The organism is Microbulbifer mixtoriginis (SeqCode) (assembly GCF_052466715.1).
In genome coordinates this window covers 2,345,713-2,368,842 of the sequence record NZ_CP174288.1, presented here as the reverse complement: position 1 = coordinate 2,368,842, position 23,130 = coordinate 2,345,713, and the positions used below count along the sequence as shown (strand labels likewise).

Here is a 23,130-nt window from a genome sequence, read left to right as displayed (position 1 = left end):
CAGTGAATCATGCGTCATCCATTTTCATAAAAATTTGATCTATGAATAGTGGAAATTGTGTCTATAAATTAGCGGTATGCTGAAATGGCTGTTTAGAATGCCGTAATTCCAACAATCAGTGAGAGGCCCAGGGTATGACGGAACGAGTCCAAATCGGTGATCTACAAATCGCACCAGAGCTTTACAACCTGGTCTGCGAGGAGGTGATTCCAGGAACCGGGGTCGATGCCGATAAGTTCTGGGCTGGACTCGATGCGATTGTCCGCGAACTGGCGCCAGTCAATCGCTCCCTGCTGGAAAAACGCGACGAATTACAGGAAACCCTGGATCGCTGGTACACCGAAAATCCGCAGGGCTTCCTCGATCTGGAAGGCTACCAGACCTTTCTGAAAGAAATTGGCTACTTGGTGGATGAGCCCGCTGAGTTCAGTGCTTCCACTGAGAATGTGGATGAGGAGATCGCCACTCTCGCCGGCCCTCAGCTAGTGGTCCCGGTGATGAACGCCCGCTATGCACTGAATGCCGCAAATGCCCGCTGGGGCAGCCTTTACGATGCCCTCTACGGCACTGATGTGATCAGCGAAGAAGGTGGAGTGGAAAAGGGCAGTGAGTACAATCCGGTGCGCGGAGCCAAAGTGATTGAATATGCGCGCAGCTTCCTAGATCAGTCTGCTCCATTAACCTGCGGCAGTCATAAAGAAGCCGTGCAATATCGTATTAACGGCTCTCTGCTGGAAGTTGTCCAAGCCAATGGCGATATTGCCACCTTGAAAGACGGCACTCAGTTTGCCGGTTACCGCGGTGACAGCGAAGAACCCTCGAGTATTTTGCTCAAGCAGCACGGCCTGCACTTTGAAATTCAGGTGGATCGTGAAAGTCCTATCGGTAAAACCGATGACGCGGGTATTAAAGACGTCCTTATGGAATCTGCATTGACCACCATTATGGACTGTGAGGACTCCGTAGCGGCAGTCGATGCGGAAGACAAGGTTGTGGTTTACCGCAACTGGCTCGGCCTGATGAGAGGTGACCTCAAGGAAACCATCAATAAAGGCGGCAAGACTTTTGAGCGCAAATTAAATGTCGACCGTGAATATATTACACCGAATGGTAATCAGCTAACCCTGCCGGGTCGCAGTTTGATGTTTGTGCGCAATGTTGGCCACCTGATGACCAACGATGCTGTTTTATATGGTGACGGCCAGGAAATTCCGGAAGGTATTCTCGACGGAATGATTACCAGCCTGATCGCTCTACATGATCTACGCGGCAATAACGAGATCAAGAACTCTCGTGAAGGAAGCATCTACATCGTAAAGCCGAAGATGCATGGCCCGGAAGAGGTGGCTTTTGCCAACACGTTGTTTAATCGTATTGAGGATGCCCTCGGCCTACCGCGCCACACGGTGAAAATGGGTATTATGGATGAGGAGCGGCGTACCACGGTAAACCTCAAAGCCTGCATTGCCGAAGCCAAAGAGCGCGTGGTCTTTATCAACACCGGCTTCCTGGATCGCACAGGAGATGAAATTCATACCTCTATGCTTGCCGGCCCCATGATTCGCAAGGGAGATATGAAGCAGTCCACTTGGATCAACGCCTACGAAGAGTGGAATGTGGATGTGGGTCTCAATAGCGGTCTCAAGGGTAGGGCGCAGATTGGTAAAGGTATGTGGCCGATTCCAGATCAGATGTCAGCGATGATGCACGCCAAGCTCGCACATCCAATGGCTGGTGCGAATACTGCTTGGGTACCATCGCCCACGGCGGCAACTTTACATGCACTGCACTACCACAAGGTCGATGTGAACCGTCGACAGGAGGAGATTCAGCACCGCCATCACGCCAAGCTGGAAGATATTCTCACCGTACCGGTGGCCAAAGACACTAATTGGAGTACTAAAGAGATTCAATTGGAGTTGGATAACAATGCTCAGGGCATTCTCGGCTATGTGGTGCGCTGGGTTGAGCAGGGGGTAGGTTGCTCCAAGGTGCCGGATATTAATGATGTCGGTCTGATGGAAGATCGCGCCACCTTGCGAATTTCTTCACAGCATATTGCCAACTGGCTCAAGCATGACATTGTTAGCGAGAAGCAAGTGCGCGAAACCATGGAGCGTATGGCTGCAGTTGTGGACCGCCAAAATGCCGGTGATGCCAATTACAACAATATGGCTCCAAATTTCGATAGAAGTGTTGCCTTCCAGGCCGCTTGTGAGCTCGTATTTGAAGGTTGTGTACAACCAAACGGCTACACTGAGCCGGTTCTACATCGTCGCAGGCGTGAGTTTAAGGCTTTGAATGGTTGATTTCTGAGCTGGATTGTTTCTTAAAGGCCCCTCAAGGGGCCTTTTTTATTGGGTCTGTGGAGTATCATTTAGCATGCCCAACAGTAGATAGTAATTAATATTCCGATAGAATTCCGCGCCTGAAGCTGATAAGTGACATGGCTTTGCTGTTGAACAGTAAAGGATGGAGAGTGTTGTCATAGTGACCTCATCCTATTTAGTCACTCTGGCTGTGCAAAGTGCCGCCCTCACTAGCCACCGCAAATACTCGAATTGATAGATTGTTGGCGCCACTGAGGCAGTCGTCCAAGTTGTTTGTATCATTTAATTTCGGCCGCTTACAGAGGGAGTAAAGTATGGCCCATTTCCCTCATTCTTTGACTTAGCAGGTGTTCAATTTTCAAAGTGTATGGTTATGACACGATGGCGCGCAATCAAGCGAAGTAAATGTTAAGTAGGCAAATGCTGGGCTGATTGCTTTAGGGTACCTTTCTAACCGATCGTGATGTTATTAAGCGGTTAAAGAAAGGTATACCGCTCAATAAATTTGATAATACAATTTTCCTGGGGGGATAAAAAGCCTACACAAATTATCTCTTTGCCTATGCCCAAACTACTGGCTATAAAAAGAGACTGACGGAAAGCCTTAGACTGTGAGACGAGCTTTTAAATACTAACTTCATTTTTTCGTTTATAACTTATGTCGTATGTTGAGATATAAGTTTTCAGTGATCTTCGCTGACACTCATACTTTATTGGCACTTTAAAATACGCTTTTTGTGTGCTGTATCTATAAGTGTATCCCTGATTTAGCTGCTTTCTTATATGCCATACTTCCTCCTGCCAACCTAAAAATTACATGCCTTGTAATCATTAGGGTGTCAAAAGCTTGTCGCTTTATCGTGAAAATACTCGGAGATAACATTGTACCTGTCTCGCAATGCGAAAGAGTCAATAAAAATTGCGCTGGCTTTGGTAATTGTTTATGCCATTGCAATGGGTATCAATTGGGAAAAACCTTTTTGGGGTGCATTTGCCGTTATTGTGTGTAGTCAGGCAAACTTGGGGCAGTCGTTAAATCGTGCCATTTTGTGGATGCTGGGCACTCTGTTTGCACTTCTAGGCGGCTGGATAATCGTCGCATCATTCCCTCAAGATCGATGGCTTTTTATGATTGCGCTATCGGTATGGGTTGCGGGCTGCGTTTATATCTTGCAAAGGTCAAAACGTCAGTATTTTTGGATGACCTGTGGCTACGTTATTTTGATGTTATGGGATGCGACCGGTGGTGATTTATCCCTTTCTTATGAGGAAGGGATATTCCGTATTCAAGAATCTTTACTGGGTATTATTGTATATGGGCTTGTAGCTGTTTTGATCTGGCCAAATTGTAGCCGTGAAGAACTGCATGAAGCAGCGGTTTCTCTGCTAGATATGCATCGTGCTTTTGCAGATAGATGTTTTTTAAGAATTCAAGATCGAAAGAAAGTTAAAGTCCTTAGAGATAAGCGAGTCGAACTGTTAAGGGCAGATACACGTTTGCGTACAGCTATTAATGATGCCAGTTCTGATAGTTATGAAATCTGGGAGTGCCGTAGACAGTGGAAGGCGTTTGGTTATCGTACAACCGCGGTAACACAGTCATTACTTAAATTAGAAGAGAGTTTGGCCCTATCCAGTGATTTGGGGATTATGAAGTTTCTTTTGAATATGAATGACTATTTGGAAGTTATGAGAGGGCGATTTAAGAGAGTTAGATTTGCCATTGCTGAAGATGAGGTGGCTGGAGATGCTCGGGAGAGGGTGGTTAGGGGGGACGTTGAAAAACTAAAAAAGGAGCTGTCAACTCCAGAGACTGCCGCAATAGCTGTAACCAGGCGTTCTTTGAATGATTTGGAGGTGGAAACCCGGGCACTAATTAATGCTGTAAATGATCTAAAAAGCCTGGAATTTTCCAGTTCGAGTACTTCAAGTGAACGTGAAGAATACTGGTTTGGATTGTTAATGCCTGATCCTGATAGGCTGGCTAATGTGGTTCGCGTGCTAGTAGGGATTTGGATATCTTATTTAGCTTATTTATTTGTTCCAGATATGATAGGCGGGCTGCTTGTTGTACTTTTAATTACAATTATAGCAATCATAGCATCTGTAAGTCCGCAAATTAACTTATTTAAATCTTGTATATATACAATTCTCGTATGCTTGATGTCCGCACCTCTTTACTTTTTAGTTATGCCAAAATTGCAAGGCTTTTATTCGTTGGGTTTAATGGTATTTTTCTGGACTTTTACTATTTCCTATTTTGCGAATCGAATGTTTGGTGCACAGTCAATGATAAGAACCTTAGCTCTCCTCTTTCCGCAAATTATTTTCAATTTCAATAATTATCAGACTTATAGTTTTGTCGTTTATACAAATTATATATTTGTGTTGGCGATTATTTTTTGCATACTGGCGGTGTCTAGAAATATCCCGATTTCTTCTCATCCTGAAAGAAATTTTAAAAAAAATGTGAATCGACTACTTGATAGCGCTGCTCGCTTGGTGGTTGAGGGCGATTTGCCGGCCTTAACAAGACGCTCAATATTTCATCGCCTTTATGTTTTATATCATTTAAATATCGTTGTGATTTCGCATGAGAAGATCCTTTACTGGAAAGAAGGTATTGATGTCAATAATGTTAAAGGTATGTCGGGGGATCAAATGCGAAGGGTAATTGATTTACTAATGCTGATTGCTAATCAGGTTAAGATTTTGTATGGAATTGATCACTCAAAAATGAAACTTGTTGCAACCAAAAGTATGCTGCGCGAGGTGTTTATCTGGAGATCTCTCGCAGGAAAAATATTGTTTTACTTGTCAGGGGAACAGCGAAATATAAACATCAAGTCTTTACGAAGAGGTTATAGGCGTATATTTGATAGAGTAAATGTGGATGTTGGAGGGCTGATGGAGCTCTGGGAAAATGATGAGGAGACTGCAAAGGGGGTTTCCAACTTTTTGTACTTTTTGGGTGTTACCCACTGTATTAGCAATTACCTCGATGAGTTTTATAAATTATCAGAGTCCGTAGATTGGAAATATTTCTGTGAAGAAAGATGTTTATGATTCAAATGGGTTAATGTATGGAAAAGATACCTCATGATGTATCAGTAGGAGGTTTTTTTATTTCTCCAGTTCTAGTTGCGGGGGTACTTGGGGTGCTCGCGGCATTACTTACCGCAAGACTCCTGGATCGTTACCGCCTTTCTAGATACTTTGCAAACCCGCCAGTAGTAATTATATCGTTGAGCATTATCTACTCAGTCTTTATTGGGTCAGTATTTGTGGGTATTTAAGGGTGGAGAAGTTTAGAAAGTACATACTTACGGCGAGTATGGTATTCCTGGCAATGTTTGCATTGGTTCTTCAGTTTTGGAAGTATCTCAACAACCCCTGGACTAGAGATGGGAAAGTGCAGGCGGATATTATCCAGGTTACTCCTAGAGTTTCAGGTCAAGTGGTTTCGCTGCCTATTAGAGATAACCAATTTGTCAATGCGGGTGAACTTCTATTTCAAATAGATCCAAGAACCTATGAAGCCGCTTTGGCGGAAGCCAAGGCTCAATACGAGGAGGCAGTCGATATTTATAATGCTCAGAGGGAGAATATTCTGGCTTATGAAGCTAGGATAAGGGAGTCCTCCGCGGCTATAGATTTAGCGCAAAGCAACATCAATGCACTAGATGCAGAGATTACCAAGGCCAGAGCGGAGTATAGGCGTCAGCAAGAACTACTTCCTCAGCGCGCCACTTCAGTGAGATCTCTTCAGGCCGCACAAGCTGAGTTTGAGTCGTCAGTGGAGTATCGGGCTGGTGCAGAGGCAACACTCGTTAAATCCTTAGCTGCTTTAGAGCAATCTCAGGCTGAATTAGCACAGGTCCGTGCGCAACTCGGTGCACTTGGGGCAGATAATCCTGGTGTGCGCGCAGCTCTGGCTTTAGTGCGTCAGGCTGAACTTAATCTGGAATATACAACGGTGACGGCGCCTGTATCCGGATATGTTACAAATCTGGATTTTCGTTTCGGTGATCAAGCTGTAGCAAACCAGCCCGCACTATCAATAGTGGATATTAGTACTTATCGAGTAGAAGGTTATTTTCGTGAAACCTTTATACGCAGAATTGCTCCAGGGGATAAGGCAATAGTGACATTAATGGCATACCCACATAGGCCACTCAAAGGGTATGTTGAAAGCATTGGCTGGGGTATTGCACAAACTGATGGAACTGCGGGTAACGACCTTTTACCACGAGTTGATCCAACTTTTGAGTGGATTCGTCTCGCTCAGAGAATTCCGGTGAGAGTTCATTTGACAGAAAGGCCTGAGTCTGTCGAGCTTCGTGTTGGTTTTACCAGTTCAGTGCTCATATTGAGCAATACTGCGAGCGCCGACCAAGATGATACGGCGCAAAATCCTTAGCCTGTTTAGGTTTGAATATCTAAGCAAGTCCTTAGCTCTTGGTGCTTTTTCTGTATTTGTTGGTAATGGTTGCATGCTGGGCCCAGATTATGTACCGCCCCCTGTTACAGTTGAAGATACCTGGATTTATCAAAACAGTAAACGGGTAGATATCCTTGAAACAGTGAACCCTTACTGGTGGCAGTCTGCCTTCGCCGATCCTGTTCTGGATGATTTGGTAGAGCAGGCAATAGAAAATAACCTGGAATTGCGATCAGCCGCATTAAGAGCACTGCAAGCGCAGCAGCTCCTCGCTATTGCAATAGGGAACCAATATCCACAGATACAGCAAATTGAGGGGCTCGTAGATCGCTCCAAATATGTTCGCTCCGGTATAACCGGAAACTATCAGACTGAGTACTACCTTAATTTCAATTTAACCTGGGAGTTGGATATGTGGGGGCAGTTGAGGCGATTGGTTAATTCCGCCGCAGCTGACTTTGAGGCCAGTATGGCTGAATATGATGGGCTGCTTGTCTCAATCATTGCACAGGTAGCGCAAACATATATCAATATTCGCACTGTAAAACGCCGTATTCAGGTGGCACAGGAAAATATTCGTATTCAGACTGAAGGGCTAAGAATCGCTGAAGTAAAATTTCATGCAGGAGAGGTCAGTGCGTTGGATGCCGAACAGGCCCAAACCTTATTAAGTAACACTCAGGCTGCTGTTCCTGCGCTGGAAGCTACGCTTCAGCAGTTCAAAAATACCCTTTCGATACTACTGGGTATGCCCCCTCATAGCCTTAATGACCTCCTTTCTGTACCTCCAACGGTGCCCCATGTGCCCTCAATTATAACGATAGGCATGCCGCAGGATCTTTTGCGTCAGCGTCCTGATATTCGCCAGGCTGAGCGGCTTCTCGCAGCACAGGGGGAGCTGATTGGTGTTGCTCGAGCGGAGCTATACCCAAACTTTTCAATCGGTGGGCTAATAGGAGCAATTGATATCAGGGGGGGGCAGTTAAATGGCAGAAGTGATGCTTGGGATTTATTTGTTGAGTTTGATTGGAATGTCTTTAATTATGGCCGGTTACGCAACAATGTGCGCTTGCAGGATGCGACCTTCCAGCAGCTGGTATCAGACTACCAGCAAGTGGTCTTACAGGCGCAGGTTGATGTTGAGAATGCAATAGTTGCATATCTCAAATCCCAGGAACAACAGTACTTTTATAATATCGCAGCTATGGCTTCTGAAGAGGCCGTCAATCTCTCCATGACGCAATATGTCGACGGAGCGATACAGTTCAACACTGTTATCACCACGATGGTTTCAAATTTTACCCAGCAGGATCTCTTGGTGATTGCCCAAGGTGCAGTAGCAGCGAATCTAGTTCAGGTTTATCTTTCTCTTGGGGGCGGCTGGCAGATTCAAGATGGGCTGACACCATTGGAGTTATTACCCGAAGAGACAATAGAGGATATGCTTCGCAGGACTCACTATTGGGATAAGATCTTGGAATAAGGTCTCTTTGCACTTGTCTGGCCCGCACCAATCCATTAATCCGTATCTTCAGGATGATCAGCGTACCATCAGCCGTTTAGAGACATTTGGCGCAAAAAGAGTAAGGAGAATTAGCAATCGATATTGACCTAAACCAAGGTTCAGGTATTAGACTGCTGCTATTGTTGATTGGCCATGAGGATTGAAGTCAAATGACACCAAGCACCCATAACATCAATTTATCAAAATACTTAGCACGTATTGGTTACCGCAATAAGCTAGCCCTGGATTTGAAAACCTTAAGGGATATTCTTACGCAACATATTCGTACTCTGCCATTTGAGAATGTAACGTCCTTTCTTGGGAGTCCCGTGAATATTGAGATGGCCGCTATTGAACAAAAGCTTGTGAACCAAAAGCGTGGTGGTTATTGCTTTGAGCAAAATGCTTTGTTACGGGCTGGGTTACAGCAGATAGGCTTTGCAGTTACAGGGCTTGCCGCTCGGGTTCTTTGGCAAACACCACCGGGCCATCAGCCGGCTCAGTCTCATATGATCTTACTTGTAAAAGTAGGGCAGGTACCGTATTTGGTGGATGCGGGCTTTGGCAGCAATACACTGACTGCACCTCTGCGCTTAGATGTTTCAGGTCCTCAGAGTACGCCCCACGGTACTTATCGCCTAACTCAATCGGGTGAGGACTATCTATTAGAAGTGAAGGTCCATGATGCCTGGCATTCAATGTACAGCTTTGATTTACGGCCACGAACAGCGGGCGACTATAAAATCGCCAATTGGTTTTGTAGTACTCACCCTGAGTCCCGTTTTGTAGAGCACTTGATTGCTACTCGTGCTTTCCCCGAAGGGCGTCATGCTTTACTGGATCGCCAATTGAGTTATCAGCCGATAACTGGAGCAAAGACAGTCATCATGCTGGCGAATGTTGAAGAGTTACGCAAAACGCTATTAAGCATTTTTGGGATCGAGGTGCCCGAGGATATATCTTCCTTTGAGAGGTTAGCTGGCCTCTTTGAGAACGGCTCATCTCAAAAGGTTGCAGAGCATGCTGCTGTGAACACTGATCGGGTCGCATCATGATTAAAGCAGGAGTTGTTTATCACTCCGTTTGCGGCAGTACAAGGACATTGGCAGAAGCCACTGCGGATGGAATTAATAGTATCCCTGGATGTGAAGGAGTTACATTTGCTGTTGAAGCCAAGCATATTCAGCACGGGCGCTATGAGAATCCTGACTTGATGCATCGTCTGGATCAGTGTGATGGAATTGTGCTGGGCTCGCCAACTTTTATGGGGTCGGTTTCAGCCCAGTTTAAGGCTTTTATGGATGCGGCCAGTGAACGTTACAGTAGTCGCGGCTGGGTTGATAAGCTATCTGCAGGTTTTACTATCGGCAGTAATTTCAGTGGGGATCAGCTTAATACTCTAACTACTTTGCAAATATTTGCCGCGCAGATGGGGATGTTGTGGGTGCCTAATGACATTTTACCAAATCTGGATGTACAGGGGCGAAATAGAAGTGGTTGTCAGTCCGGTCTTGTGGCCGTTGTTAATAGTGAAGGGGCTGTGCATGAGCTTGACCGACTTACGGCTTTATATTTGGGGGAGCGAATAGGGCGTCTATTAAAGCGCTTTAGTCCTTGCGGTAGTATCTAATATCCAACAAATAAATTTTGATACAACTTTAGGGAAAGTGGCGTAGCTCCAGAGGAATAGCCTCGATGTTCTTTAATTGAAAGGACTGAGGCTATTTTGCGTTATCTTTAAAAGAAAAATCTGCTAATGAGGCCGAGGCAGATAACTAGATCTGTCAACTGGAAGGCTGATTGGTAACTTAGGAATTTTCACTGCTCGTGGGCAAGGGATTAAGATATTTGGTTTTTATTTCTGTTAAATCAAAATATTGAAGGAGTTCTAGCTTAGGCCCAAGGACTATTTGCAAAATACGACCTAATATAAGCCCTGAAGTAAGTACCACTTCTGTGGCTAACTCGTGCGCTGATTTTGATATATGGACTTGAATGATTAAAAGAGTCAGGACAGAGTCGCTGAGTCCAACTCCTCAGTGGTTAAACTATAACTCCTTGTTGGTAGGTGTAGGTATGGCTAAAGTGGTCGCAAAGACCAATAATGAGACGTCCAGTGATTATTCAGAACAAGATCATTGTATTGTTGATAGCCCCTTCCCATATATTTTTACCAAAAAATCTAATTGAATTTGTATATTCCAAAAATCGAAGTGTGTAAGAATACAGTCTTAGAGATAAATATAAAAAATCAGAGCCGCCCAATACTGTGTAGAATTCCTGCAAATTCTAAACTTGCTTGCAAGTGGTAACAGATACTCCTTTGACTCATTTGAAATTTTTGGCTTGCTGTCTGTATGGAGTCCTATTTCGGTATTGGGCTAGAGAAGGGGCAAACAAAACTGAGAGTGCAGCGCTGGTTGAAAAAAACCGTACAGCAACGCCCTAGGTAGATACATTTCTTTCCTTCCACACTTACTACTATTCTGTGCCCATTAGCCATTAGCCATTAGCCATTAGCCATTAGCCATTAGCCATTAGCCAATAACCTCTGGCTCCATTGATTGTGATCTCGAATAATGGGTTCCATATTTATTGAAGTAATTTCTCCATTGCTCACAACTTGTCGACCGTGAATTACTACAGTTTTTGCTGATTGGGGGGCGCAGAAGACTATCGCGGCAACTGGATCTGAAAGAGCCCCGGCATATTGAATAGTGTTGAGTTCTAGAGAAAAGAAATCAGCACAACGCCCAACTTCCAATGCTCCGATATCAGTACGATTAAGAACGCTGGCACCACCGATAGTGGCAAGCTCTAAAGCTTCCCTGGCTGTCATCCATTCCGGCGAGCGTAGAGGGTGGGACTGAGGAAGTTGGGCGTAGCGATGTGGCCCCTCCGGTGGGCGAAGGCCCATGCGCAACCTTGAGAGCAACATTGCCTGGCGGGTTTCCAAGAGCATATTGGAGGCGTCATTGCTGGCTGACCCATCCACACCAAGTCCCACTTTAATTCCAGCTGCAATATAGTCTTTAACGGGGGCTATCCCTGATGCAAGGCGCATATTAGAGCTTGGACAGTGAGCGATGCCACACCCGGTACGAGCAAAAGTATTTATTTCTTGTGTATCGATGTGTATTGCGTGAGCAAACCAAACATCGGGCCCCAACCACTCGCTTTCTCCCATCCACTCCAGAGGGCGCTTGCCAAATCGTTCTAAAGTGTGGCGCTCTTCATCAAATGTTTCGCAAATATGCGTGTGTAGCATAACGCCTTTATCACGGGCTAGCAGGGCAGTTTCTTTGAGCAGATTTTCTGAAACAGTAAATGGAGAGCAGGGGGCCAGAACAATTCGAGTCAGGGCTCCATAGCTTGCATCGTGATAGCGATCAATGACCCGGATACTGTCTTGGAGAATAAAATCTTCATCTTCGACACTTTCATCTGGGGGTAAGCCCCCTTGTGATCTGCCCAAAGACATGGAACCGCGGCTTGCATGGAACCTCACCCCTAAGTCCTTTGCTGCTTCAATATGAAAGTCCACTTTGTTGCCACTTTTAAATAAATAAGAATGGTCAAAAACCGTGGTGCAACCAGAGAGAATAAGCTCAGCCAAACCAATCAAAGCACTTGTGCGGGAGGCTTCTGGATTTATCCGACTCCAGATAGGGTAGTGAAGCTGAAGCCAGGCGAATAAATTTTTGTTCTGGGTCGCTGGCAGGTTGCGGGTGAGTGTCTGGTTTAGATGGTGATGAGTATTCACCAGTCCTGGTAGGACTATCTGCCCGCTAGCGTCAATAATGGTGTCAGCGCTCATGGGCAGTTTATCTGTGGGGCCTACAGCCGTGATAATGCCTTCTTCGGCAAAAATACCGCCATTAGAAATCTCACGTCTTTCTGAGTCCATGGTTACCAGGACTTCAGCGTTCTTAAGCAGCAGTGTCTTGGGCATATGATCTGAGCACTCACTTATAGGGTTTCCTGGCATTCTGATATTAGCCTGGGCAGTCTTCTGCAGGGCGAGAGTTTTGACCCGAGTAATAAGTAGCCGGTACTCCTGCGGTTACTTCAAGTTGCGATACGGAATCCAGTTCAGAGCACTAAAAGAATACACTTACAAAGCCGTTATCATTTGTTTTTATTTTATCGCTAGCTACATCGACGAATATGTTAGTCAGAAAGAGGAGGAGTGGTCTCGCGAGACCTGAAAATTAGTGGCGGACATTTCATTTTTAACGAGCAGACGGAAATGAAGGCGTCGGTATGCGTAAACATACCAGCGCCTTCATTACGGCCTAGTGCAACTGACGAATCATTTTGATATGAGGGATATTGGCCTCGTAAAAGGTCTCTCCCTCTGGGATAAAGCCACTCCGAATGTAGAAGCCTTCAGCATGCTGTTGTGCATGTAGATATACACTGCGAAAGCCCTGTTGTTTGGCAAAGTCACAAATCGCCTTGAGTAACTGGGCCCCCAGACCTTTGCCTCGGGCGAATGGCATGATCGCCATCCGCCCAACTTTACCATTTTTGCTGAGCCGTCCGGTTCCGACGGCAACATCACCATTTAAAACTAGGAAGTGTTGTGAAGATTCTTCCTGGTTGTCCCACTCCAAGCAAGCAGGAACTTTCTGTTCCTGGACGAAAACAGCTTCGCGGATAGTACGAATGCTATCTTGTTCTTTTTGCCAGTCAGCGGGGCGCACCAGTGCGGCCATATCAGAAATCCTCAGGGGGATAAATCAGTGTGCCTTGGGCTACCAATTGGTCTATTAAACCATCGAAGTTGGCAATTTCTGGATAGGTTTCAATGTCGCTCCAGGAAATTTCGTGGGACTCGGCAAATTGTTGAGCAAAGGTGAGTGGTGCGGTTAGGGCTTCACCGTCGACAAATAACGTGGCCGGCTCCCTGGAAAAGGCGACTCGAGATGCGGGGTTTAGCACCAATGGCATCCCCTTTGGCATTTGCTCACGCCAGCCAGCGGCCTCATCCGCGTCTAGTGCGACGGTATCAGGGTATTTTGCTTCAGTCATCACTGCGCCAAACCACTGAGTGACCTTCTCTGGTTGCCTAAGCCACTCGGCCAGTTGTTGTTGTAAGCGAGCTACGGACTCGGGATCAACTTCCGCTGGGGATTTTGTCGGTTCCATGCCGGCATCGGTATAACGCAGGCTATCCTTCAGTCCCATTGCCACTTCGGCCGCGAGATCTTCCAATATGGCTGAGGCAGAAGGTGCTCGGAAGCCAATGGAGATCGTGGTGCAGCCGCCCTCGGCGATACCCCAGTGACTGTATTGTGGCGGGAGGTAAAGCATGTCGCCAGGCTCCAGTACCCAGCTGTTCTCAGCATTAAATTCTTTCAGGATATTGAGGGGCGTGCCTTCCAGGCGGGGATTGGTCTCATCCACTTTCGCTCCCTGCTGCCACAGGCGTTTGCCCTCGGCTTGGAGCAGAAAGACATCGTAGTGGTCATAGTGCGGTCCGACACTCCCCTGATCCGCCGCGTAACTAATCATCACATCATCCAGGCGCCAGTCTGGGATAAAGCGAAAATACTCTTTTAATTCAGCCACTTCGGAAAGCCATTGATCTACGGCTTGTACAAGTAGGGTCCAGTGCGTGCGGGGTAGGGATAGAAAGTCTTCCTCAGTGAAAGGGCCGTTGCGTAGCTCCCAGGGACCGCTCTCGCCATTTTCAAGCACCAGGCGAGATTCAATCGTCTCCTCCAGAGCCATTCCGGCAAGCTCTTCTCCTGATATGGGCGATTCGAAGTTGGGGAAAGCATTGCGGATCAGCAAGGGTTTTTGCTGCCAATAATCGCGCATAAAAACTTCAATCGGCATATCGCCGAGATGGGTAAGGGGGCTTGCCACGGTAACTCTCACTGTTTGTTGGGCTGGGGAAATCTTCTCTAGTCTGCCACTAATAGGTGTAACTTAGCCCGAGGTTAAAGCTCTGCAGAGTAGAGCGGCAGTAAAGAAATTTGAATAAATTTCCGGCCACTGCGGTGTGGCCGGAAGCGGTGCTCACTTAGATTTTGCGAGCTTGCTCGACGGCGTTACCGATGTAGGATGCAGGAGTCATTTCCAGCAGTGCGCTTTTGGCTTCCGCAGGAATTTCCAGATTCTCGATAAACACTTTCAAGGTTTCGCGAGTGATGCCCTGGCCGCGGGTAAGGGCCTTCAGTTTCTCGTAAGGCTCTTCGATGTTGTAGCGGCGCATCACAGTCTGGATCGGCTCTGCCAGAACTTCCCAGGAATTATCTAGGTCTTCGGCCAAGCGTTCACGGTTGATTTCCAGCTTGCCCAGCCCCTTCATGGTGGCGGCATAAGCGATGGCAGAGTAACCGGCACCCACACCCATGTTGCGCAGTACGGTGGAATCGGTCAGATCGCGCTGCCAGCGGGAGACTGGTAACTTCGCGGCCAGGTGCTGGAATACAGCGTTGGCCAGGCCCAGGTTTCCTTCGGAGTTTTCGAAATCGATAGGATTGACCTTGTGCGGCATAGTGGAGGAGCCCACTTCTCCGGCAACGACTTTCTGTTTGAAGTAACCGAGGGAAATATAGCCCCAGATGTCGCGGTCAAAGTCGATCAGGATGGTGTTAAAGCGCGCAATAGCATCGAACAGTTCGGCAATATAGTCGTGTGGTTCGATCTGGGTGGTGTAGGGGTTCCAGGTCAGGCCGAGCGAGGAAATAAATTCTTCCGCATTCTTTTCCCAGTCGATATTTGGGTAGGCGGACAGGTGGGCATTGTAGTTGCCTACAGCACCGTTGATTTTACCCAGCAAGGGGACAGCCCCTACCTGGGCTACCTGGCGGCGAAGGCGCGCAACCACGTTGGCGAGTTCCTTGCCCACGGTCGTAGGACTGGCAGTTTGGCCGTGGGTGCGAGACAGCATGGGCACGTCGGCGAAATCCTGGGCTAGCTGGGCGATCTTTTCTACCAGGCTATTCATTGCGGGCAACATAACGTTGTCGCGACCAGCGCGTAGCATCAGAGCGTGGGACAGGTTGTTGATGTCTTCAGATGTGCAAGCGAAGTGCACGAACTCGCTTACTTTTTCCAGCTGGGCATTGCCGCTGATTTTTTCTTTGAGGAAGTATTCAACCGCTTTCACGTCGTGGTTGGTGGTGCGCTCAATTTCTTTGATACGCCCGGCATCTTCCAGGGAAAAGTTGGCCACAATGCTATCGAGCAGCTGGTTAGCAGCTTCATCGAACTGCTCTACCTCAGTGATTTCTGAGTGCGCGGAGAGTTTCTGAAGCCAGCGCACTTCCACTTCAACACGGGCGCGAATCAGGCCGTATTCACTAAAAATTTCGCGTAGGAGGGCAGTCTTGCTCTCGTAGCGACCATCAATAGGGGATACCGCTGTGAGTGCGGAAAGCTCAACTGTCATAGTAAATCTCCGGGATTAGTTTTTTATAGATTCGATCTGTGCGATTAGCTCGTCGGTCGCACGCAATAGTTTTTTGCGTTGAAATAGCAGATGCAGGCGCCTTCCGCCCAATTGTCGCCACAGCGTGGCTGAACGGATACCGGCAAACAGCATTGAGCGGATTTGGTTAGCGACGCGCTGTTGCTGCAGGAAATTAAAATCTCCCAGCACCTGGATACGAAAGCGGAAAGTGCCGAGGGTATCGCTATAAATACTGGCGAGATTGGAAAATACATTCTCGTGGGTGGGGGCGAAGTGTTCCGCCTGAGTCTTGGCTTTTTCGAGGCGGCTGCCAATGATGGAGAGCAACTCTCCTTTCTTACTCAATTGCCGCTGCAGATAAAGCACAGACAGTGCATAGCGCAGGCAGTCTGTGTATTCAGGGTGTTGCCGCGATTGCAGTAACTGCCGTGAGACCTGCAAGCCGGGCAGCAGCTTCTCTGCGCCGGCGAACACATCTTCAGTGCGATCTGGGTTGAGCTGGAAAAGGCTGTATACCCCGGTTTCCAGCTGGGCCTGGGGAGCGGTGCCTGTTTTGGCCAAGCGCTCCACTAAAGTTGCGGATTGAAATATTCCGGCCAATGCCAGAGCCTGATCCCGCCAGTTATTCAAGGTTACTCCTTAGTGTTTCTTGTATTTTTCCGGTACGGCAGTGCCGATACCTGTAGCCTGTTCGATAACTGCGCCGCCGAGGCATATTTCGCCATCGTACAGGACTAGGGATTGTCCTGGGGTAATTGCCCGCTGTGGCTCGTCAAATTCCACCGTCAGGTTACCACCCTTTTGCACCCGTATTGTGCAGTCCTGGTCTGGCTGTCGGTAGCGGGTCTTCGCTTGACAGCGGAAAGACTCACCCGGTGCGGCGCCATTGATCCAATGTGTTTGGGTTGCCACCAGACCCGTGGCGTAAAGCAGGGGGTGATGTGCCCCCTGGGCAACAATCAATACGTTGCGCTCTAGGTTCTTTCCGACTACGTACCAGGGTTCTTCGCCCGCGCCTTTAACCCCTCCGATACCAAGACCCTGCCTCTGTCCTATGGTGTGGTACATCAGGCCGGCGTGGCGCCCCATAATTTCACCTTCTGGGGTTTCCATGTCGCCCGGCTGGGCGGGCAGATACTGTTCCAGAAAGTCCTTGAAGCGGCGTTCGCCAATAAAGCAGATCCCCGTACTGTCTTTTTTATTGTGGGTGATAAAGCCGTTTTCCTCAGCGATACGCCGTACTTCAGGTTTTTCCAACTCGCCCAGTGGAAATAGAGAGCGAGCGAACTCACCCTCGCTGACAGCGTGGAGGAAGTAGCTTTGATCCTTGTTGCCATCCAAGCCCTTGAGCAAATAGGTGCGACCTTCTCTATCGCGTCGGCGGGTGTAATGTCCTGTGGCAATGGCATCAGCTCCCAGAACTTCGGCATATTCCAGGAAAACTTTAAACTTGATCTCCCGGTTGCACAGAATGTCCGGGTTAGGCGTGCGTCCGGCCTTGTATTCTGCCAGGAAGTATTCGAAGACATGGTCCCAATACTCGGCAGCAAAATTAGCGGTATGCAGTTTGATGCCCAGTTTTTCACATACCGCCTGGGCATCGGCCAAGTCTGCTTTCGCGGTGCAGTACTCAGTGCCGTCATCTTCGTCCCAATTCTTCATAAACAAGCCCTCCACCTGGTAGCCCTGCTGCATGAGCAGAAGTGCGGCTACAGAGGAATCCACACCGCCGGACATACCGACGATGACGCGTTTGGGCTGTTTGTTGTGCGTGGAATCAGGCATAAGAAGGACAGTCACTACTTCACTGGGATGGAAAGGGGGCGAATTTTACCTGTGAATCGGGCTTCTGACCAAGGCCGCTTTTATCTTGGGTTATTGCTTATTGTCTCCGGCGAGGACGATTGCGCTTCTGAGGTGGCTTCGACTTGCCTTTGGGCCTTGGATTAGGCGCAGAAAAAACCTCCTCCGAGCGGTGCTGCCCCGGCTGCAGAGTGCCGAGATTCCAATTGCCGATAGCCATTCGAACCAAGCGCAGGGTAGGGAAGCCAACCGCTGCGGTCATACGTCGCACCTGACGGTTTCTACCCTCATGAATGATAAGTTCTACCCAGCTGGTGGGAATGGACTTGCGCTCTCGGATTGGGGGATTGCGCGGCCACAGGTCGACTTCGGAGAGTCTGCGGGCCTTAGCGGGCGCTGTGCGTCCATCCTTCAAATCTACGCCTTTGCGCAGAAACATCAGGGCGTCATCTGAAATGTCCCCCTCTACCTGTGCCCAGTAAGTTTTCGCCATCTTTCTCTTCGGGTGGCTGATTTGATGTTGTAGCGCTCCATCATCTGTGAGTAGTAGAAGTCCCTCCGAGTCATAGTCGAGCCGACCCGCGGCATAGAAGCCCTTGTGCGGGATATAGTCTGCCAGCGTGGCGCGACCCTGGGGGTCCGTGAATTGGCTTAACACGCCAAAAGGTTTGTTTAGGAGAATAATCTTGGGCATAAGAAAAATTGAGTATTGTAATCCAACTACAAAAATTAGCCGATGCTGCTATAATCCCGCCGATTTTTATCCCCGCCCAATGGTCCCGGGGGAGCGGTGCAAGCAACGCTGGACCTAAAAAGTCATAGAATTTTGGGAGTTTACGCAATATGGGTCACATCCAAGTGCCGGCAGACGGCGAAAAAGTTACAGTCAATTCCGACGGTTCGCTGAATGTTCCGAATCGCCCGGTAATTCCGTTCATCGAGGGTGACGGCATCGGTGTGGACATCACTCCGGTAATGCGCAAGGTAATCGACGCTGCGGTAGAGAAAGCTTTCAGCGGCGACAAGAAAATCGAGTGGATGGAAATCTACTGTGGTGAGAAAGCCGCAGAGACTTACGCTGGCGACTGGTTCCCAGCTGAAACTCTGGAAGCGATCAAAGATTACGTTGTCAGCATCAAAGGCCCTCTAACCACACCTGTGGGCGGCGGTTTCCGTTCCCTGAACGTTGCCCTGCGTCAGGAGCTGGACCTGTATGTATGTCAGCGTCCAGTTCGCTGGTTCAGCGGTGTACCTTCTCCGGTTAAAGAGCCGAACAAGGTAGACATGGTTATCTTCCGTGAAAACTCTGAAGATATCTACGCTGGTATCGAGTGGAAAGCTGATACCGACGAAGCCAAGAAAGTTATCAAGTTCCTGCAGGACGAGATGGGTGTTAAGAAAATCCGTTTCCCTGAGAACTGTGGTATCGGTGTTAAGCCGGTTTCTGCAGAGGGTACCAAGCGTCTCGTGCGCAAGGCTATTCAGTACGCTGTGGACCAGGATCGCGATTCCGTAACCCTGGTACACAAAGGCAACATCATGAAGTTCACCGAAGGTGCCTTCGCCGATTGGGGTTACGAACTGGCTCGCGACGAGTTTGGCGCTCAGCCGCTGGATGGTGGTCCTTGGCACAGCTTCAAGAACCCGAAGACTGGTAAAGAAATCGTTGTTAAGGACGTAATTGCTGACGCTATGTTGCAGCAGATCCTGCTGCGTCCGGCTGAGTACGACGTAATTGCCACTCTGAACCTGAATGGTGACTACCTATCTGACGCACTGGCTGCACAGGTTGGTGGTATCGGTATCGCTCCGGGCGCAAACCTGTCCGACGACGTTGCCCTGTTCGAAGCAACCCACGGTACTGCGCCTAAGTACGCTGGCCAGGACAAGGTTAACCCGGGCTCCCTGATTCTTTCCGCTGAGATGATGCTGCGTCACCTGGGCTGGAACGAAGCTGCTGACCTGGTAATCAAGGGTATGGAAGGTGCTATCGAAGCGAAAACCGTAACCTACGATTTCGAGCGCCTGATGGATGGTGCTGAGCTGAAATCCTGCTCTGCGTTTGGTGACGAAGTGATCAAGCACATGGCCTAATTGGCTGATTTGGGGCTAGGTTTTTTAATCAACCTGGCCCTAGCTAGAAAAAGCCCTTTGCTTTGCAGCAAGGGGCTTTTTTGTTGGCGGGGTCTGCTTGTGCGGGCTTGCAGGGTTAGTCGAGCATCTCTGCCTCTTTTTCCCGCTCTGTTTCAGAGTGGTTGGGATCTGCAATAGCGGCCACTTTAGGGCTTTGGGGGCTAGGTGCGGTCTCTGCCGCCACTGCGGTGGAAATATTGGCGGCGTGATAGCCTTTGTCGCCTCTGACGATATCAAAGGTGACCTGTTGGCCGGCCTTTAGGGTTCGGTAGCCTTCCATCTGAATAGCGGAATAGTGCGCAAACAGATCCTCCCCTCCTTCATCTGCAAGAATAAACCCATATCCCTTAGCGTTGTTGAACCACTTCACGGTACCAGTAGGCATATCGAACTCCCTCTAATTGCCTGAGTGGCCAGTCGGCCACCTTACAGAGTTTTTATATTTATTTGACCTGCGGATTAATCGGCTGCGATCCTATCTGCGACTAACGGCTGTGAATGAGCAGGCACTACCTCTTGTAGTCAACTGCTATAGGAATGTCAAGAAACCGCGCTTGAGGCTGTGATCTCCCTGTGTCGTTGGTCAAATAAGGTTACAATGGCAGGTCATTGATGGTTGAGCATGCTGCACTATCAAGGCTCGATAGAACACATTGATAATTGTTATGAGTATTTTGCAGGTCATTAAACTAGGCTCCAGTGATTCTGGAGAAGACTATTTCGACGGTGAGGGTTCCGAGGGCGGGCTCGCATTGGAGGAGGCGCCGCCACGGCTCAAGCGCCCGCCTATGTACAAGGTCATCATGTTGAACGATGACTACACCCCCATGGACTTTGTCGTAGAGACTCTGGAGTTGTTTTTTGGGGTTAACCGTGAGCGCGCCACACAGTTGATGTTGCAAGTACACACGCGGGGAAAAGCAGTGTGCGGTGTCTATACTCGGGATATAGCGGAGACAAAGGCCGCTCAGGTTAATCAGTTCGCCCAGGAGAATGAGCATCCACTATTGTGTGAGATTGAGGCGGACGAGAGTAAAGACGATTGATTGAAATTACAGCTGCTTTAGCACAAGGGTCCCGTCACCTGAAGGGAATCAGCCAGGAGTTAGACGCCGGCAAAGGGTGCACGCCTACCAGCGGAGTCGGCGGGGAACATTGGCGATTAGGGTTTGAGGTTTAAATGCTCAGCAAGGACTTAGAGGTAACGCTCAATCTGGCGTTCAAGGGTGCACGAGCGAAGCGGCACGAATTCATGACTGTGGAGCACCTGTTACTGGCGCTTCTGGATAATGAGTCGGCTGCTGACGTGTTGCATGCCTGCGGGGCCGACCTGAGCGCACTGCGCCGCGAACTACTGGAGTTTGTGGACTCTACCACGCCGTTAATCCCAGAGGCGGACACCGATCGCGAAACTCAGCCCACATTGGGTTTCCAGAGGGTGTTGCAGAGGGCTGTTTTCCATGTTCAGTCATCGGGGAAAAAAGAGGTTACCGGTGCTAATGTGCTTGTGGCTATTTTCTGTGAGCAGGAAAGCCAAGCCGTTTATTATCTGAAGCAGCAGAGTGTTGCGCGTATCGATGTAGTCAATTACATCACCCACGGAATTTCCAGGGTCGGTTCCAGCGGCAACAATCACAATCACCATCACGGTTCAGATACCACCCAAGAGCAGGTGGAAGAGGAGATCAGTACAGGCTCTGAGCCTGGAGGTTCTGATCCCCTGGAGAGTTACGCGACCAACCTGAACCAGGAAGCTATCCTGGGTCGAATTGATCCCTTGGTAGGGCGAGGCCCCGAAGTAGAGAGAGTCACCCAGGTTCTTGCGCGGCGTCGCAAAAACAACCCCTTGTTGGTTGGAGAATCCGGAGTCGGTAAAACCGCAATCGCGGAGGGGTTGGCCCGACGAATAGTGGATGAGGATATCCCTGAGCCACTAAAAGAGAGCACTATTTACTCCCTCGACCTCGGTTCTCTGCTCGCTGGTACCAAGTACCGTGGGGATTTTGAGAAACGTTTTAAAGCGCTGCTGGCAGAGCTGAAGAAGCGTGAGCATGCAGTCCTGTTTATTGATGAAATTCACACCATTATTGGAGCCGGCGCAGCATCCGGCGGCGTTATGGACGCCTCCAACCTGTTGAAACCGCTGCTGTCCAGCGGTCAGCTCCGCTGCATTGGCTCCACCACCTTTACCGAATATCGCGGCATTTTTGAGAAAGATCGTGCGCTTTCCCGTCGTTTTCAAAAGATCGATGTCAGTGAGCCATCGGTAGAGGAGACTGTGCAAATATTACAGGGGCTTCGGAGTTGTTTCGAAGACCATCATAAAGTTCGTTTCACTGACGCCGCCCTCGATGCCGCGGCTCAACTTTCCAGTCGCCATATCACCGAGCGCTTCCTGCCTGACAAGGCGATAGATGTAATTGATGAGGCCGGAGCTTTCCAATCGCTGTTGCCGGTTGAGGAGCGCACTGAAGTGATTGGTATCAGTGAAATCGAGTCGGTAATTGCCAAGATGGCCCGTATCCCGGCCAAGAGTGTCTCTGCTTCTGATAAAGAGCAGTTGTCCAAGCTTGATGACAACCTCAAGATGGTGGTATTTGGCCAGGATCGTGCAATTGAGGCGCTCAGTACAGCGATCAAGCTCAGCCGTGCTGGGTTGGGTGCTGAGGAGAAGCCCATAGGATCCTTCCTATTCTCTGGCCCCACAGGCGTTGGTAAGACTGAGCTCTGTCGTCAGCTGGCCAAGGTGATGGGGATTGAGCTAATCCGCTTCGATATGTCTGAGTATATGGAGCGGCATACGGTTTCCCGTTTGATCGGTGCGCCACCGGGATATGTGGGTTTTGATCAGGGCGGCTTGCTGACTGATTCTGTGACTAAGCATCCACATAGTGTGGTACTGCTCGATGAGATTGAGAAAGCTCACCCAGAAGTCTTCAATCTGCTTCTCCAGGTGATGGATCACGGAACTCTGACAGATAATAACGGCCGCAAAGCGGACTTCCGCAATGTCATATTAATTATGACCACTAATGCGGGCGCAGAGCTGATGAGTCGTCGGTCTATAGGCTTCTCCAGCCAGGATCACTCCTCCGATGGTATGGAGGAAATCAAAAAGATGTTTACCCCAGAGTTCCGCAACCGCCTCGACAGTATTATCCAGTTTGGCTCTCTGCCACTGGATGTGGTTAAAACTGTAGTGGATAAATTTATTGTCGAGTTGCAAGCGCAGCTAGATGACTCCCGTGTGACTCTGATCGTAGATGATGAGGCTCGCGAGTGGCTGGCTATTCGCGGTTACGATGAAAAAATGGGGGCTCGCCCGATGTCGCGTTTGATACGAGACAAGCTGCGTAAGCCATTGGCTGAGTCAGTCTTGTTTGGTGAGTTGGCAGAGGAGGGGGGCCGCGTGGTGGTCGTCATAGAGAATGATGAACTCTCCATAAAAACGGCGGTTCCAGCCTAGCTCTACAAGAAAATACATCAAAAAAGC

General features: G+C 48.8%; 18 protein-coding genes. 10 read left to right on the top strand and 8 right to left on the bottom strand.

Annotation, left to right across the window (positions count from 1 at the left end; translation table 11 throughout):
• The first annotated feature begins 134 nt into the window (after window positions 1-134).
• From ACJJH9_RS10435 to ACJJH9_RS10405, 7 genes are all read left to right on the top strand, one after another.
• Window positions 135-2,309: a malate synthase G gene (locus tag ACJJH9_RS10435; protein WP_444925189.1), complete on the top strand. Its 2,175-nt coding sequence runs from the start codon at window positions 135-137 to the stop codon at window positions 2,307-2,309.
• A 903-nt stretch (window positions 2,310-3,212) separates the two neighbouring features.
• Window positions 3,213-5,396: an FUSC family protein gene (locus ACJJH9_RS10430; RefSeq protein WP_444925188.1), complete on the top strand. Its 2,184-nt coding sequence runs from the start codon at window positions 3,213-3,215 to the stop codon at window positions 5,394-5,396.
• 17 nt (window positions 5,397-5,413) lie between these two features.
• Window positions 5,414-5,626, top strand: a complete 213-nt coding sequence (locus ACJJH9_RS10425) for a DUF1656 domain-containing protein (RefSeq protein WP_353505426.1) — start codon at window positions 5,414-5,416, stop codon at window positions 5,624-5,626.
• A gap of 2 nt (window positions 5,627-5,628) precedes the next feature.
• Window positions 5,629-6,750 carry an HlyD family secretion protein gene (locus ACJJH9_RS10420; RefSeq protein WP_444886338.1) on the top strand — a complete coding sequence of 374 codons (1,122 nt, stop codon included), beginning with the start codon at window positions 5,629-5,631 and terminating at the stop codon, window positions 6,748-6,750.
• Window positions 6,728-8,254 (top strand): efflux transporter outer membrane subunit, encoded by a 1,527-nt coding sequence (locus tag ACJJH9_RS10415; protein ID WP_444925187.1) that lies wholly within the window; start codon window positions 6,728-6,730, stop codon window positions 8,252-8,254. The genes ACJJH9_RS10420 and ACJJH9_RS10415 overlap by 23 nt, the downstream gene beginning before the upstream one ends.
• A 191-nt stretch (window positions 8,255-8,445) precedes the next feature.
• Complete coding sequence (locus tag ACJJH9_RS10410) at window positions 8,446-9,330, top strand: arylamine N-acetyltransferase family protein (RefSeq protein ID WP_444909487.1); 885 nt, start codon at window positions 8,446-8,448, stop codon at window positions 9,328-9,330.
• Window positions 9,327-9,905 (top strand): flavodoxin family protein, encoded by a 579-nt coding sequence (locus ACJJH9_RS10405; protein WP_444884714.1) that lies wholly within the window; start codon window positions 9,327-9,329, stop codon window positions 9,903-9,905. The genes ACJJH9_RS10410 and ACJJH9_RS10405 overlap by 4 nt, the downstream gene beginning before the upstream one ends.
• A 900-nt stretch (window positions 9,906-10,805) precedes the next feature.
• On the opposite strand, the gene ACJJH9_RS10400 is transcribed toward ACJJH9_RS10405, so the two are convergent.
• The 7 genes from ACJJH9_RS10400 to ACJJH9_RS10370 form a co-directional block, all read right to left on the bottom strand.
• A complete protein-coding gene (locus ACJJH9_RS10400; RefSeq protein WP_444925186.1) occupies window positions 10,806-12,227 on the bottom strand; it encodes an 8-oxoguanine deaminase in 1,422 nt (473 codons plus the stop codon).
• A gap of 343 nt (window positions 12,228-12,570) precedes the next feature.
• The gene (locus tag ACJJH9_RS10395; RefSeq protein ID WP_444925185.1) at window positions 12,571-12,993 is read right to left on the bottom strand and encodes a GNAT family N-acetyltransferase; all 423 of its coding nucleotides are present in this window, start codon (window positions 12,991-12,993) and stop codon (window positions 12,571-12,573) included.
• A gap of 1 nt (window position 12,994) precedes the next feature.
• Window positions 12,995-14,149 carry a JmjC domain-containing protein gene (locus ACJJH9_RS10390; RefSeq protein WP_444925184.1) on the bottom strand — a complete coding sequence of 385 codons (1,155 nt, stop codon included), beginning with the start codon at window positions 14,147-14,149 and terminating at the stop codon, window positions 12,995-12,997.
• A 157-nt stretch (window positions 14,150-14,306) separates the two neighbouring features.
• Complete coding sequence (gene purB / locus ACJJH9_RS10385; protein WP_444925183.1) at window positions 14,307-15,680, bottom strand: adenylosuccinate lyase; 1,374 nt, start codon at window positions 15,678-15,680, stop codon at window positions 14,307-14,309.
• A 15-nt stretch (window positions 15,681-15,695) separates the two neighbouring features.
• Window positions 15,696-16,331 (bottom strand): high frequency lysogenization protein HflD, encoded by a 636-nt coding sequence (gene hflD, locus ACJJH9_RS10380; RefSeq protein WP_152453442.1) that lies wholly within the window; start codon window positions 16,329-16,331, stop codon window positions 15,696-15,698.
• Window positions 16,332-16,340: 9 nt separating this feature from the next.
• Window positions 16,341-17,486: a tRNA 2-thiouridine(34) synthase MnmA gene (gene mnmA / locus ACJJH9_RS10375; protein WP_444925182.1), complete on the bottom strand. Its 1,146-nt coding sequence runs from the start codon at window positions 17,484-17,486 to the stop codon at window positions 16,341-16,343.
• A gap of 97 nt (window positions 17,487-17,583) precedes the next feature.
• Window positions 17,584-18,198: a pseudouridine synthase gene (locus ACJJH9_RS10370; RefSeq protein ID WP_444925181.1), complete on the bottom strand. Its 615-nt coding sequence runs from the start codon at window positions 18,196-18,198 to the stop codon at window positions 17,584-17,586.
• Window positions 18,199-18,347: 149 nt separating this feature from the next.
• On the opposite strand from ACJJH9_RS10370, the gene icd reads away from it, so the two are divergent.
• Complete coding sequence (gene icd, locus ACJJH9_RS10365) at window positions 18,348-19,598, top strand: NADP-dependent isocitrate dehydrogenase (RefSeq protein WP_252081790.1); 1,251 nt, start codon at window positions 18,348-18,350, stop codon at window positions 19,596-19,598.
• A 115-nt stretch (window positions 19,599-19,713) separates the two neighbouring features.
• Here icd and cspD read toward each other — a convergent pair whose 3' ends face one another.
• Window positions 19,714-20,022, bottom strand: coding sequence for a cold shock domain-containing protein CspD (gene cspD, locus ACJJH9_RS10360; RefSeq protein ID WP_286036961.1), 309 nt, complete (start codon window positions 20,020-20,022; stop codon window positions 19,714-19,716).
• Between the two features lie 280 nt (window positions 20,023-20,302).
• On the opposite strand from cspD, the gene clpS reads away from it, so the two are divergent.
• Both clpS and clpA read left to right on the top strand, forming a co-directional pair.
• Window positions 20,303-20,683 (top strand): ATP-dependent Clp protease adapter ClpS, encoded by a 381-nt coding sequence (gene clpS, locus ACJJH9_RS10355; RefSeq protein ID WP_252081789.1) that lies wholly within the window; start codon window positions 20,303-20,305, stop codon window positions 20,681-20,683.
• Window positions 20,684-20,817: 134 nt separating this feature from the next.
• Entirely contained in the window at window positions 20,818-23,103 is a 2,286-nt protein-coding gene (gene clpA, locus ACJJH9_RS10350) for an ATP-dependent Clp protease ATP-binding subunit ClpA (RefSeq protein ID WP_444886328.1), read from the top strand.
• Window positions 23,104-23,130 lie beyond the last annotated feature (27 nt).